This is a genomic window from Brevibacterium sediminis (genome assembly GCF_024895295.1).
In the GTDB taxonomy this organism is placed as follows: domain Bacteria; phylum Actinomycetota; class Actinomycetes; order Actinomycetales; family Brevibacteriaceae; genus Brevibacterium; species Brevibacterium sediminis.
The window spans coordinates 478,158-491,025 of record NZ_JAHQRN010000001.1 but is presented as its reverse complement, the minus strand read 5'-3'; the positions used below and the strand labels follow the sequence as shown (position 1 = coordinate 491,025).

The window sequence follows — 12,868 nt, the reverse complement described above, 5'->3', positions numbered from 1 at the left end:
CCGAGGCGGCTCGTCCTCAGTTCTCTTCGGCGGCCTCTGCAGGTGCTTCGTCCGCGGCTTCCGCGCTCTGCGCAGTCGCGTCGGCATCCTCGGCGCCGGCTTCCTCGGCGTCGTCCCCGGCGGAGGTGAAGGCCTCCATGTCGACGACGTTTCCGGCGGTGTCCTTGACCGTGGCACCGGCGAGGACAGCGGCCAGGGCCTTGCGGCGCGAGACCTCGCCGACAAGCGCATTGACCTGGCCGGAGCTGTCGAGCATCTGGGCGAACTCGTTGGGGTTCATTCCGTACTGCTGCGAAGCGGAGATCAGGTACTCGATGAGTTCGGGCTGGCTGACCTCGACGTTCTCGGCTTCGGAGACCGCATCGAGGATGAACTGCGTGCGCAGGTTGCGCTCGGTCTCCTCGGTGACCTCCTTGCGATGTTCGTCGTCGTCCGAACGGTTCTCGGACTCGAGGTGACGCTCGACCTCGTCGGTGACGATCTTGGCCGGGACCGGAACGTCGAGGGTCTCGATGAGGTGTTCGAGGACCTTGTCCCGTGCCTGGACGCCCTGCTCAGTTTCCTTGGCCTTGCCGGCCTGGACGCGCAGGTCCTCCCGCAGTTCGTCGATCGTGTCGAACTCGCTGGCCAGCTGAGCGAAGTCGTCGTCGGCCTCGGGAAGTTCGCGTTCCTTCACAGCGCCCAGGGTGATCTTCACAGTGCCCTGTTCGCCGGCGTGCTCGCCACCTGCGAAGGTGGTCTCGAAGGTCGTGGTCTCTCCGGCGGAGAGCCCGTCGAGCGCTTCGTCCATGCCTTCGAGCATCGTTCCGGCGCCGACCTGGTAGGAGATGTCGGAGGCGGTGTCGATCTCTTCGTCGCCGATGGTGGCGACGAGGTCGAGAGTCACGAAGTCGTCCTTGGCCGCGGGGCGATCGACGGCGACGAGGGTTCCGAAGCGGGTACGCAGCTGCTCGAGCTCCGCATCCACATCGGCGTCGGTGACCTCGATGGGGTCGACCTCGATGTTGATCGTGTCGTAGGCAGGCAGCGTGACCTCGGGGCGCACGTCGACCTCGACGGTGAAGCCGAGTTCGCCGTCTTCGGTTCCGTCGAGACCGGGAACCTCGGAGATCTCGACCTCGGGTTGGCCCATCGGCTTGAGGTCGTGCTCTTCGACCGCGTTGCGGTAGAAGTCGTCAAGACCGTTGTTGATGGCTTCCTGGATCACAGCAGGACGGCCGATGCGCTGATCGATGATGCGCGCGGGGACCTTGCCCTTACGGAACCCGGGGACGGTGACCTGGGCCCCGATGGTCTTGTATGCCTCGTCGACGCTCGGTTTGAGTTCGGCGTATGGGACTTCCACGCTGATCTTGACCCGGGTGGGGTCGAGTTGCTCGACGGAGCTCTTCACAGTGTGACCTTTCAAATTCGACAGTCATGCATTTTCGGTCATCTCCGACCTGATCATCCGGGTTCGTGACCGCAAACGGCCATCTCACAGCCTGATCGGTCATCTCGTGACCTTAGAGGGAGCGAAAGTCCACGAATAGTTCGCGCACGTCCGCAAGACGCAATCCCCTATGTTACGCGAAACCCCGCCCGATACGCGAAACCGGGGTGATTTCACGAGCTCGCTCCACCTCGGTGCCCATAGAGTTCGTCGAGGGTGATGATGACGTTGGCCGCAGTCCACGACAGTGGCGCCACGGAGACCGGATCGCCGTCCCCGCTGATCTTCTCCGGCAGAGACCCTGCGCTCGTGCGGTGCCCTGCCAGCCAATCGAGGATCGATTCGGCTCGGTCGCTGATCCCGAGGCGCGCGAAGCCGAGCGCCATGAGCGACGTCGACGGCGTCCAGCTGGAGCGGTCGATGATCCAGCCGTGTCCGGGCTTGATCCCTCCGGCCGGCTGCTCGAGGTGGTCCCAGACGCCGGCGAGAACCTCGGGTTCGAGCGCGTAGATCCCCTCTGACCGATTCGGCACGAGCCCGGCCGCAGGCAGGTAGGCGATGGCCGAATCCGATCCGCCCGAGGTGGGGTACCGCTGCATCCCATTGGCTCCGAAGGTTCGAGTGAAGGTCGCACGAAAATCATCCGCTGCGAGCAGAACGGCTGCCGCATCCTCGCCGAGGCGGCCCCACAGTTCCGAATCCGCCTTCGTCAGTGCGGTGAGTGAGTTCATCCCGACCAGAGTCGGTCCGGCCAAGCCGAGGGTGACCTGGGATTCTCCGACCTCCCAATAGTCCGGGCCGACCGGAGGCAGGCTGCGACCGCGGTCGGTGAGGTCGAAGAGACGCCGGGTGGTCCGTCGCAGAAGGTCATCGAACTCGCCGAGGTCGAACTGAGCGGCCGTCGCCCTGGAGACCGAATGCACTTCGGAGATCGCCCACAGGACGAGACCGAGGGAGTCGAACTGCGACTCGCGATCGTCCGGAGGCAGTCCGGTCGACGGGTCGACGCGGGCGGCAAACGACCCGTCGACCGCTTGTACGGACTGCAGGCAGCGCAGATGGCTCCATGACAGTTCCGACAACCCGACCCGCGCCAGAGCCACTGCAGAGAAGGCCGTGTCCCGCGGCCAGACATAGCGCCAAGCACCGGCCCATCCGGCGACCGGCGCGGGCAGCTCGTCGCTGAGGACCCACAGGTCGAGCAGGGCGGAGACAGCGAGGTCGCGGCGATGGGCAGGCAGAGATCCCAGCCACGATTCGCAGCTGTCGAGGAATTCCCGCTGCCTCCGGGCCGGGCCCGGATCGGACAGATCCGGCATGACTCGTGACTGTGCGGGCAGGCGTCGCGCGGCGACGGCGTCGAGGGCCTCACGCCGGCCTGATCCGGTGTAGGCGGCGGTGACCGAGCGGACGGGATCCGGTTGGGCCGCCTCGGCGAGGGCTGCGGTGATCGCCGAACCGAGACCGATCGCACCGATCCCGGCGACCGCTCCGGTGAGCATCGCTCGCCGGCTGGGCCGGGCGATCGCCGACGCAGTGTCCCGCTCATCGCGCAAGGGCGTGCTCTGCGGCGGCTGATCGACTGTGGTCATCTGAGGATCTTACCCGTCCGGGAATGAAGAAACCGGCCTGACCATCAGGTCAGACCGGCTTGTGGAGGGGATGACGGGAATCGAACCCGCACCATCAGTTTGGAAGACTGAGGCTCTACCATTGAGCTACATCCCCGTGTTGCGAGTTCGACTATAGTCGAGAACTTCTTCGAGCGCCAAATCGACATTCGGTGACCTGTGTCACCCCTGCGATCTCAATGTGAGGTGCATCGCATTGACGGGTTTGCGCGATTCACAAGGTGCACGTCGCGACCCGCCTGTGGTTAGATAGGAGCCGTCGCGGGATGTGGCGCAGCTTGGTAGCGCATCTGTTTTGGGAACAGAGGGTCGCAGGTTCAAATCCTGTCATCCCGACAGACTCCAGCCGCCCGGACCGATCGGTCCGGGCGGCTTCGTCATGCCGAAATACGCTGGCCCCCAATTACTACCTGAGGGCGGCCCAGATACCTGGCGCTAGGTTGCTCAGCCGCCGTCAGGTAGTACCAAAGGAGACATCTCAGGTGAGGCTCACGCCTCGAAGTCGATGACCTGCCTGACGACCGTCCCGTCGGAGAGCGCGTCGAAGGCCTCGTTGAGCTCGTTCAGCTTGATCGTGTCGGAGATGAGCTCCTCGACGGGCAGCTTGCCTTCTCTCCATAACTGGGCATAGACGGGGATATCCCGACTCGGCACTGCCGACCCCAGATAGGAGCCGATCACGGTCCGGGCCTCGGCTGTCAGGGTCACCGGGGTGATGTGAGACTGCGCGTCCGGGGCGGGCAACCCCACCGTCACAGTCGTCCCGCCGACGGCTGTGGCCGTGAACGCGGTCTCGAAGGCCCGAGCATGCCCGACGCATTCGATGACGATCGGAGCCTTCCGCTCCCCGAGCTGTTCGGGGGTGTAGACCTCGATGGCGCCGAGTTCCTTCGCCCGCACCAGCTTGTCGGGGTTCGCGTCGACGCCGATGACTCCGGCCGTCTCGATCGACAGAGCCGTGATGAGTGCGGCCATTCCGACTCCGCCGAGACCGACGATCATCACCTCATCATCCGGTCCCGGCCGTCCCGCATTGAGCACCGCTCCCCCGCCGGTGAGCACGGCGCAGCCGAGCACCGCAGCGATGGAGGCGGGAACATCGTCGTCGACGGGAACCACGGATGCCCGGTTGACCACTGCGTGAGTGGCGAACACGGACGCACCGAGGTGGTGGAGCACCTCGGCGCCGGTGTCGTCGTGGAGACGCACCTTGTGTCCGTCGAACGGCAGGGTCCCTGCTCCGTTCGTCGCACTGCCAGGCGTGCACGGAAGTTTTCCGTCGGTGCGGCAGTTCGCGCACTCCCCGCAGCGAGGCAGGAACACTGTGACGACCTGTTGGCCGATCTCGAGATCATCGACGCCGTCGCCGAGCTTCTCAACGACTCCCGCGCCTTCGTGCCCGAGCAGCATCGGCAGCGGGCGGGGACGGTTGCCGTCGACGACAGAGAGATCCGAGTGGCAGACCCCGGCCGCCGTCATCCGAATGAGCACCTCACCGGGACCCGGCTCATCGAGTTCGAGGGTCTCAACCGACATCGGCTGCGACTGGGCAAATGGCCGAGGCCGCTGCATCTCGCGCAGAACAGCGCCGTGGATCTTCACAGTGTTCTCCCTCTTACAGAGCCTGCCGGCCCTGCTCCTCATACTTCGCCATGATGTCGATGCGACGTTCGTGACGCTCATCGCCGGAGAACGGCTCGGCCAAGAATGCATCGACGATCGCGATCGCATCGGCTTCCGGGTGCTGGCGGGCACCGACGGCGACGATCTGCGCGTTGTTGTGCTGACGGGCCAATTTCGAGATCTCCGGGTTCCAAGCCAGAGCGGTGCGTGCACCCTTGACGAGGTTGGCGGCCATCTGCTCGCCGTTGCCCGATCCCCCGATCACGACTCCGAGTGCTTCTTGACCGGCGGCCTGATCATCGACGACGGCCTGTGCCGCGGCGATGCAGAAGGCCGGGTAGTCATCGAGCGCGTCATATTCAAGGGCGCCGTGGTCGACGACGTCGTGACCGGCCGACTCGAGATGGGACTTGAGGACCTCCTTGAATTCGAATCCGGCGTGGTCGGTGCCGAGGTGAACCTTCATATGTCTGCCTTTCGGTGGGATCTGTTGATCGATCGAGTCCGCTGATTGTGCGGACCGTTGAGTCTCAGTCGAAGTTCGGGCCCTGGTCACGTGTGCGCTTGAGTTCGAAGAATCCCGGCGTCGAGGCGACCGCGAGGACTCCGTCGAAGAGGCGTCCGGCGTCCTCTCCCTTCGGAGCGGGGGTGACGACAGGACCGAAGAACGCGGTTCCGGCGACACGGCAGATCGGTGTGCCGACATCGTCGCCGACCAAGCTCAGAGCCTCGTCGTGGGAGGCCTGGAGCTGCGCGTCGTAGTCATCGGTCTCGCCGTACTTCATGAGGTCGGCGGGCAGCTGAAGTTCGGCCAGAGCCTCGGACACTGCCTTCTCGAAGTCCTTCTCTCCGCCCGGGTGGATCCTTGTGCCGATCGCGGTGTAGAGAGGTTCGGCAATCTCCTCACCGTGCTCGGCGATCGCGGCGGTGACGATGCGCATCGGGGCCAAGGCCCGGTTCATCAGTGCCCGGTAGTCCTCGGGAATGTCCTTGTCCCGATTGAGGAAGTTCAGGCTCATCGGGTGGAACTTCACCTCGACGTCGCGGACCTTCGCCACTTCGAGTCCCCAGCGTGAGGTCATCCATGCCCACGGGCAGGCCGTGTCGAACCACAGATCGAGTGTTTCCTTGCTCACTGTCTCTCCTCCGTCAAACGCTCGAGGGTCCCGTGCCGGGCACCCATCGTGTCAGTGCTCAATCTATCAAGACCGGCCATCCTCGGTGACGGTGGCCGAATCGCGATCCGTCGCACCGACACCGCCGCAGCGGAGCCTGTCCATGAAAGAATGACCGAGTACACCCGGTTCCCGAAGCGAAGGTCACCTCACTGTGCCGCAACACAATCTCACACGCGACGAAGCACGCGAACGTTCAGCCATCGTGGACGTCTCGAGCTACGAGCACACTCTGATCCTCACAGGAGTCGGTGAGAGTTTCCGCGTCCGTTCACGTATCCGGTTCACCGCGGCAGCGGATTCGACGACATTCATCGACGCCATCACCGCGAGTGTCGAGCGCGTCCGACTCAACGGCACGGACCTCGACCTCGCCGAGGTGGTCGCACCGGCCCGCATCACCCTTCCCGGCCTCGCCGCTGAGAACGAACTCATCGTCGATGCCCATTTCGCCTATATGAACACCGGAGAAGGTCTGCACCGATTCGTCGACCCGATCGATGACGAGGTCTACCTCTACTCTCAGTTCGAGGTCCCTGACGCCCGCCGTGTCTTCCCCGTGTTCGAGCAGCCCGATATCAAGTCTCCGTACTCCTTCACCGTCATCGCGCCGGAGAAGTGGACCGTCGTCTCGAACTCCCCCACTCCGACTCCGAGCGACGCGAAGGAGACCTTCGCCGAGCTCGGAGAGGAACCGCAGGAGGGCATGGCGGTGTGGCAGTTCGCCCCGACCACGCCGATTTCGTCGTATATCACCGCGATCATCGCCGGCCCGTATGAGTCCGTGCATTCGCAGCTGACTTCCTCCGACGGTTCGATTGTTCCTCTGGGCCTCTACTGCCGCGCGTCTCTGCTCGAACACCTCGATGCGACGAAGCTGTTCCGGATCACGAAGGCCGGTTTCGAGTTCTTCGAACGCGAATTCGGTGTCTCCTACCCGTTCGAGAAGTACGATCAGCTCTTCGTGCCCGAGTTCAATGCCGGAGCGATGGAGAATGCCGGCGCCGTGACGATCCTCGAGAACTATGTGTTCCGGTCACGTCCAACCGAGGCTCTTGTTGAGCGCCGGACCGTCACGATCCTCCACGAGCTCGCCCATATGTGGTTCGGCGACCTCGTCACCATGCGCTGGTGGAACGATCTGTGGCTCAACGAGTCCTTCGCCGAGTTCATGTCGACGCTGGCGACGGCCGAGGCCACCGAATTCGCCGATGCGTGGACGACCTTCGCCACGATCGAGAAGTCCTGGGCCTACCGACAGGATCAGCTGCCGAGCACGCACCCGATCGTCGCCCCGATCGAGGACCTTGCCGATGTCGAAGTCAACTTCGACGGAATCACCTACGCCAAGGGCGCTTCCGTGCTCAAACAGCTCGTGGCCTGGGTCGGTCGCGAGGAGTTCTTCTCCGGCCTCAAGAGCTACTTCGACAAGCACGCGTGGTCGAACACCGAGCTCTCCGATCTGCTCACGGAGCTCGAGGCTACCTCGGGCAGGGATCTGGAGAGCTGGTCGAAGCTGTGGCTGGAGGAATCCGGAGTCAACCTCCTCGAGGCCGTCGTCACCACTGGAGCCGGTGATGGCACGGCCAAGGCATCGGGAACGGACGAGCAGACGATCTCGAGCCTGCGCGTGACTCAGCAGCCCTGGTCGATTCCGGGTCAGCCGACCCCGTCGCTGCGTCCGCACCGGCTGGCCGTCGGCTTCTATTCGGACAACGGGCAGGGACGTCTGCAACGCACTCATTCCTTCCCCCTCGACATCGACGGAGAATCCGCAGAGGTGGACGAGGCTCGAGGCCTGGCCCTGCCCAATGTCATCGTCGTCAACGACGCCGATCTCAGCTATGCGAAGGTCCGCTTCGACGCCCGCAGCATGGACACTGCGGCGAACAGACTGGGTGACTTCGACGATTCGCTCACCCAGCTCCTCGTGCTGGCAACGCTGTGGGATGAAGTCCGTGACGGAGAACGGCCCGTCCACGACTACATCAACACTGTGCTCACCCATCTGGGCGCCATCACCCATTCCTCCGGACTGCTCACGCAGATGCGCCAGCTCGATACCGCGGTCGGCTCCTACCTGCCGCCGCAGGAGCGCGAGAGGATGCACGCCGAGGTGGCTGACCGTTTCCTCGAGGTCCTCGAGGCGACCGAGGAAGGATCGGACCAGGCCTTCCAGTTCGTGCGCGGATTCATCCGTCACGCGACCACACCCGTTCAGCTGGATCGGCTGAAGTCCTGGTTGCGACCGGAGACCGAACGCGTCTATGGGATCGCCCTGGACACCGATCTCACATGGGAGATCATCATCGGCCTGTGTTCGAACGACGCCGTCGATGATTCGACAGTCGAGGAGATGAGCCGCAGAGACCCCAGCGCCACCGGTGTCCGCCACGCCGCGACAGCGCGGGCCAGCCGCCCCACCTCGGCGTCGAAATCGCAGACCTTCACACGGATGGTCGACGATGCAGATCTGCCGAACTCGGAACTCGGGGCGCTCGCTCTCGGCTTCGGTACCGGGCTGCAGACGAACTCCGGGGATTCCATCGCCGCCGAGGCGCCGCTGCGGTCCTTCGCCGACGAATACTTCGCACGGGTGGCAGGCTGGTGGGAGACGCGGACCCTGGAGATGGCGCAGACGATGACTCTGCGGCTGTACCCACCGGTGAGTTCTGCCACAGTCGACGCCACGTCACAGTGGCTCGACGATCACCCCTCAGCACCGAAGGGCCTGGTGCGGCTGATGCGGGAGAACCTCGCCGATGCGAAGCGGGCGCTGCAGGTTCAGCGTGTGTCCAGCGCTTCCAAGGGATCATTGAACCTTCACAGTTAGTCTCGAAAGATCATGACAACCGATGCAATAGATTCCACTGTTCAGAACGCAAGTGACTTCGATTGGGCAACCTTCCTCCTCGGCGCTCCGCTGAAGATCACCGTGATCATCATCGGCGCCATCGTCGTCAACCTCATCATCCGGCTCTTCATCCGCCGGTTCACCACTGCGGTGGCCAAGGGCACGGTGGGCAGCGAGAAGGCCGAAAGCGCGGGCCGAGCGAAGTTCTCCGCCACGGCGCTTGAGGCTCAGCGGACCGGGATCGATGAGCAGACGATCAAGCAGCGCCGAGCCCAGCGGGCGAAGACCGTGGGGCGCATGCTTTCGTCGGTGACGACGATCCTCGTCAGTGTCATCGCGGTCCTCATGATCCTCGATGCGCTCAGCTTCAACATCGCCCCGATCCTCGCTTCTGCCGGTATCGCCGGTGTTGCCATCGCCTTCGGTGCTCAGGAGCTCGTCCGCGACTACCTGTCGGGATTCTTCATCGTCATCGAAGACCAGTATGGAATCGGTGACACCGTCGACCTGGGCGAAGCCGTCGGCGAAGTCGAGGACGTCGGCCTGCGCCGCACCCAGATCCGTGACCTCACCGGCACCCTGTGGCATGTGCGCAACGGCGAGATCCTGCGTGTGGGCAATCTGTCCCAGGGTTGGGCTCGTGCCGTGCTCGACATCCCGCTCGACTACCGGACCTCGATGGATGAGTACCGCGAGATGACCGCGGACATCACGCGCACTCTGCGGAAGGATCCCGAGCTGGCCAGTGCGATGTTGGAGGATCCCGAGATCGCCGGTGTCCAGTCGCTGTCGGGCTCCCACCGGGTCATCCGCACGATGGTCAAGACCAAGCCGAACCTGCAGTGGCTGGTCGAGCGTGCCTTCCGTGCCGAACTGATGACCCAGCTGGCCAAGCGCGGCGGACAGATCGGTATGGTGCAGGAGACGGTTCTGCGTACCCTGCCCGCTCAGGAGAAGGCGATGGCTCCGGCAGTCGCCGAGGATTCCGAGAATCCCTCGCCTCTGCCCAGTGACCAGGAGATCCGCAGCACCGTGCAGGAGGACTCCCCCAGTGAAGGATCGAGCGATGTCGCAGACAACAACTGACGGTTCCATCTTCGAGGCCGTCGGCGGGCATGACACGTTCACCCGCCTCGTCGACGTGTTCTACCAGCATGTCGATGCGGATGCTCAGCTAATTGCGATGTATCCCGACGGCCATGAGCTGGAGGGGGCGAAGCACCGTCTGCAGATGTTCCTCGAGCAGTATTTCGGGGGACCGTCGACCTACCAGGAGCAGCGAGGTCACCCGCGACTGCGGATGCGGCATTTCGACTATCCGATCGATTTCGATGCCCGGGACCGCTGGCTGCGCTGCATGCGCGCGGCGCTCGACGATGTGAGCCTGCCGCCGCTGTACGACGAGATGTTCTGGGACTACTTCCAGCGGGCAGCGACCGCGATGGTGAATACGAACCCGAACATCCGGTGATCACTCTCCGGTGACCACAGACCGCTGATCACAGTCCGCGGGCACGCGTGAGCAGGTGACCGCCTGGGGCGACGAGACGCAGCCAGCCTCCGGATTCCATGATGCGCAGCTGACGGTCGTCATCGCGCCCCGGCGGTGGAATGAAGCGCAGGGCAGCGGCTGCGAAGGCCAATCCTCCTGGCATCCCGGTTCCCTGCTCGCCCGCCATCGGACGTGACCACACGCGGGAACGCAGAGCTTTGACCGCGTGTCCCCCGGAACCCTCGGGCGCACCGGTGCTGATCTCTGCGATCCCCGACTCCGCAGTCTCGTGGAGCCGCCCGACGCTGATCGTGTCGTACTCGGACCAGCCCCCGCGTGGGGGCGCGATCCCGGTCCACGACACGAGCACCGAATTCGGCGGCACCGGCAGAGTGGTTCCATTCTCGTCTCGGGCGAAGCGGTCGAGCAGATTCGACAGCGGCACCGCCTCGTCGAATCCGTCTTGTTCGTGGTCGTGCAGGCGCAGCATCCGCATGGCCAGCACCAGCGGTGTCGAATCGCCGAGCCCGTGTGGGAACAGCGGTGCCACGGTGGCGGCCAGGACGTCGGAGGCGACCTGCAGTCGCATCGCTCCGTCAGCATCTGCCCTGTGCGCCAGAGAAGTGAAGGCGGAGAGATCCCGCATCGCCAGCGGGTCACTGATATGCAGATCCGTCATCGTCGGGCCCTCCGCAGCGGAACGGGCGTGCCGAGCACCGATTCCATGGCGACGGTCTCGGCTTCGCTGAGGCGTCGCGGCCGGCCGCTGGCGATGTCGATGAAGACGATGACGGTCTCGGCGACCGTGTAGGTGCGCGAACCGTCCGGTTCGCAGATGACATAGCCCACCGTCACCGAGGCGGGTCGCACATCGCTGATGACGAGATCGACGGCGATGGGTCCGGTCCGATAGGGAATCGGGGCACGGTATTCGATGGCGTGGGAGGCCACGAGCAGCTCGGTGGTGGCAGAGGCGTCGGCGAAGATCGTCGGTATCTCGACCCCGCTGACCGTCTCGGTCACCCCGTGCTCTCCCGGCGTGGTCGGTGCATCGGAGCTGTGAGTGGGAGAGCCGAGAGCACGGACGCGGGCCTCTTCCAGCAGTTTGAGCTGGGTGACGTTGTTCACGTGGCCGTAGGCGTCCATATCACCCCATCTCAGTTCCAACAGTACGCGGGTGAATTCGTCGAGAAGGGGGTTGGTGGCGCCAGAGTGCATGCCTCCCATCATGCCACCTTCCTCACGACGGTGCCGCACGCGATAGGATCGTTACTCGAACGCACGATTGGCCCAGTCATCCGAGGGAGAAGCCCATGACCGACGAAGCATCCTCCGAAGCGGAGGCGAACGTAGCTCGGCTGCACGAGATCCTCGATCTGCGCCGGCTCGAGTTCACTGCGGCGTCCAGCGAAACGGACTTCTTCATCGGACACAGTCAGTACAAACCCGACGGTCGAGTCTTCGGCGGGCAGGTGCTCGCACAGTGTGTCGTCGCAGCAGCTGCCACACTTCCCAGTGACCGCCTGATCCATTCGCTCCACGGATATTTCCTGCGCGCCGGCGATGTCAGTGAGCCCATCGAATTCGGCGTCGAGCGGCTGCGCGACGGCCGTTCGTTCTCTGCCCGCCGCGTCCACGCATATCAGAAGGGCGCGCCGATCCTGTCATTGAGCGCTTCGTTCCAGGACGACCAGCCGGGTCTCAGCCATGCCGAGCAGATGCCGACCGGTCTGCCGGCTCCCGAGGACTGCCCGGAACTGCTTGACTATATCGGTGACGAGGATTCTCCGGTCGTCAGCGACTGGCTGAGGAAGCGTCCCTTCGAAGTCCGTCCTGTCGAGCCGTCTCTGCACACCTCGGGCGTCTCGGATCCCTCGATCACCGAACAGCATTCCTGGTTCCGAGCCAGTTCGACGTTCGGCGACGATCCAGTGCTCAATGCCGCGGCTCTGGCCTATGCCAGTGACTTCAACCTGCTCGAACCCGTCCTTCGTCATCACGAACTGACGTGGCGAACCCCGGGGCTGCGGGTGGCCAGCCTCGACCACGCGATGTGGTGGCACCACCGTGTGCGCGTCGACGACTGGATGCTCTATGTGCAGGAGTCTCCTGCCGCACAGGGTGGGCGCGGTCTCGGCTACGGCCGCATCTTCGCTCAGGACGGAACCCTGCTGGCTACTGTGGCCCAGGAAGGCATGGTCCGGGTCAAGGAGGTTCAGTGACGAGTAAGGACCCGACGATGATGGACATCATCGGCACCATCCTCAGCCGACTGGTCAACGTGGCGCTTTTCCTCGTCATCGGGCTGCTCAGTCTCGTGGCGTTCATGGGGCGCACGGATCTGCATGTGGCGGTCTGCGGGCTGTTGGCCGTTGTGTGCGGAGTCATCGGCACGATCCTCGTCCGTCTGCTGTTCAGAGGGATCGCGAACCTCGGCGGACTCACCCGCCGCTCAGAGGACTGACTCTTCTCCTCATTCGGTCGAGGCTTCGGGCTGGCTCGTTTTGGACGGTCCGCCAGCGGACGCAGCGCACGTCTCCCACCGATTCTGTGCGGGCGCGTTCATCGTCCACCTGTTCCGCAAGGATACAGTGATGCCCCGGTCTCTATGACCGGGGCATCACTGTGTTCGAAAGAAGAGTCGGAACCGTTTCGGCTCAG

The 12,868-nt window shown here is 64.3% G+C and carries 12 protein-coding genes and 2 tRNA genes; 6 read left to right on the top strand and 8 right to left on the bottom strand.

What is annotated here, in order from left to right; translation table 11 throughout:
- Positions 1 to 16 precede the first annotated feature (16 nt).
- The 3 genes from tig to KTJ89_RS02245 all read right to left on the bottom strand — a co-directional run bounded on the left by tig (position 17) and on the right by KTJ89_RS02245 (position 3,160).
- The gene (gene tig / locus KTJ89_RS02255; protein ID WP_172169247.1) at positions 17 to 1,393 is read right to left on the bottom strand and encodes a trigger factor; all 1,377 of its coding nucleotides are present in this window, start codon (positions 1,391 to 1,393) and stop codon (positions 17 to 19) included.
- Between the two features lie 212 nt (positions 1,394 to 1,605).
- Positions 1,606 to 3,024 (bottom strand): glycoside hydrolase family 15 protein, encoded by a 1,419-nt coding sequence (locus KTJ89_RS02250; RefSeq protein ID WP_253903688.1) that lies wholly within the window; start codon positions 3,022 to 3,024, stop codon positions 1,606 to 1,608.
- Between the two features lie 62 nt (positions 3,025 to 3,086).
- Positions 3,087 to 3,160: transfer RNA gene (locus KTJ89_RS02245), tRNA-Gly, on the bottom strand.
- A 165-nt stretch (positions 3,161 to 3,325) separates the two neighbouring features.
- Here KTJ89_RS02245 and KTJ89_RS02240 point away from each other — a divergent pair.
- Positions 3,326 to 3,399, top strand: a tRNA-Pro gene (locus KTJ89_RS02240).
- Positions 3,400 to 3,552: 153 nt separating this feature from the next.
- On the opposite strand, the gene KTJ89_RS02235 is transcribed toward KTJ89_RS02240, so the two are convergent.
- From KTJ89_RS02235 to KTJ89_RS02225, 3 genes are all read right to left on the bottom strand, one after another.
- Positions 3,553 to 4,665: an alcohol dehydrogenase catalytic domain-containing protein gene (locus tag KTJ89_RS02235; RefSeq protein ID WP_259356729.1), complete on the bottom strand. Its 1,113-nt coding sequence runs from the start codon at positions 4,663 to 4,665 to the stop codon at positions 3,553 to 3,555.
- Positions 4,666 to 4,678: 13 nt separating this feature from the next.
- The gene (locus tag KTJ89_RS02230) at positions 4,679 to 5,152 is read right to left on the bottom strand and encodes a ribose-5-phosphate isomerase (RefSeq protein WP_172169241.1); all 474 of its coding nucleotides are present in this window, start codon (positions 5,150 to 5,152) and stop codon (positions 4,679 to 4,681) included.
- Between the two features lie 64 nt (positions 5,153 to 5,216).
- Positions 5,217 to 5,822: a mycothiol-dependent nitroreductase Rv2466c family protein gene (locus KTJ89_RS02225; protein WP_139467006.1), complete on the bottom strand. Its 606-nt coding sequence runs from the start codon at positions 5,820 to 5,822 to the stop codon at positions 5,217 to 5,219.
- Positions 5,823 to 6,015: 193 nt separating this feature from the next.
- Between KTJ89_RS02225 and pepN the strand changes: the two genes are divergently transcribed.
- Genes pepN through KTJ89_RS02210 form a run of 3 tightly spaced genes read left to right on the top strand, consistent with a single transcriptional unit; the run spans position 6,016 to position 10,186 of the window.
- A complete protein-coding gene (gene pepN, locus KTJ89_RS02220) occupies positions 6,016 to 8,694 on the top strand; it encodes an aminopeptidase N (RefSeq protein ID WP_172169238.1) in 2,679 nt (892 codons plus the stop codon).
- Between the two features lie 12 nt (positions 8,695 to 8,706).
- Positions 8,707 to 9,801, top strand: coding sequence for a mechanosensitive ion channel family protein (locus tag KTJ89_RS02215; protein ID WP_172169235.1), 1,095 nt, complete (start codon positions 8,707 to 8,709; stop codon positions 9,799 to 9,801).
- Entirely contained in the window at positions 9,782 to 10,186 is a 405-nt protein-coding gene (locus KTJ89_RS02210; protein ID WP_172169232.1) for a globin, read from the top strand. Before KTJ89_RS02215 ends, KTJ89_RS02210 begins: the two co-directional genes overlap by 20 nt.
- A gap of 28 nt (positions 10,187 to 10,214) precedes the next feature.
- On the opposite strand, the gene KTJ89_RS02205 is transcribed toward KTJ89_RS02210, so the two are convergent.
- Together KTJ89_RS02205 and KTJ89_RS02200 are read right to left on the bottom strand one after the other, a co-directional pair.
- A complete protein-coding gene (locus KTJ89_RS02205; RefSeq protein ID WP_139907946.1) occupies positions 10,215 to 10,886 on the bottom strand; it encodes a DUF8185 domain-containing protein in 672 nt (223 codons plus the stop codon).
- Positions 10,883 to 11,425 (bottom strand): acyl-CoA thioesterase, encoded by a 543-nt coding sequence (locus KTJ89_RS02200; RefSeq protein ID WP_172169229.1) that lies wholly within the window; start codon positions 11,423 to 11,425, stop codon positions 10,883 to 10,885. The genes KTJ89_RS02205 and KTJ89_RS02200 overlap by 4 nt, the downstream gene beginning before the upstream one ends.
- A 95-nt stretch (positions 11,426 to 11,520) precedes the next feature.
- Here KTJ89_RS02200 and KTJ89_RS02195 point away from each other — a divergent pair, with 95 nt between their 5' ends.
- Both KTJ89_RS02195 and KTJ89_RS02190 read left to right on the top strand, forming a co-directional pair.
- Entirely contained in the window at positions 11,521 to 12,429 is a 909-nt protein-coding gene (locus KTJ89_RS02195; protein WP_172169226.1) for an acyl-CoA thioesterase, read from the top strand.
- On the top strand, positions 12,426 to 12,671 hold the full coding sequence (locus tag KTJ89_RS02190) for a hypothetical protein (RefSeq protein ID WP_229663906.1): 246 nt from the start codon (positions 12,426 to 12,428) through the stop codon (positions 12,669 to 12,671). The genes KTJ89_RS02195 and KTJ89_RS02190 overlap by 4 nt, the downstream gene beginning before the upstream one ends.
- Positions 12,672 to 12,868: the final 197 nt, after the last annotated feature.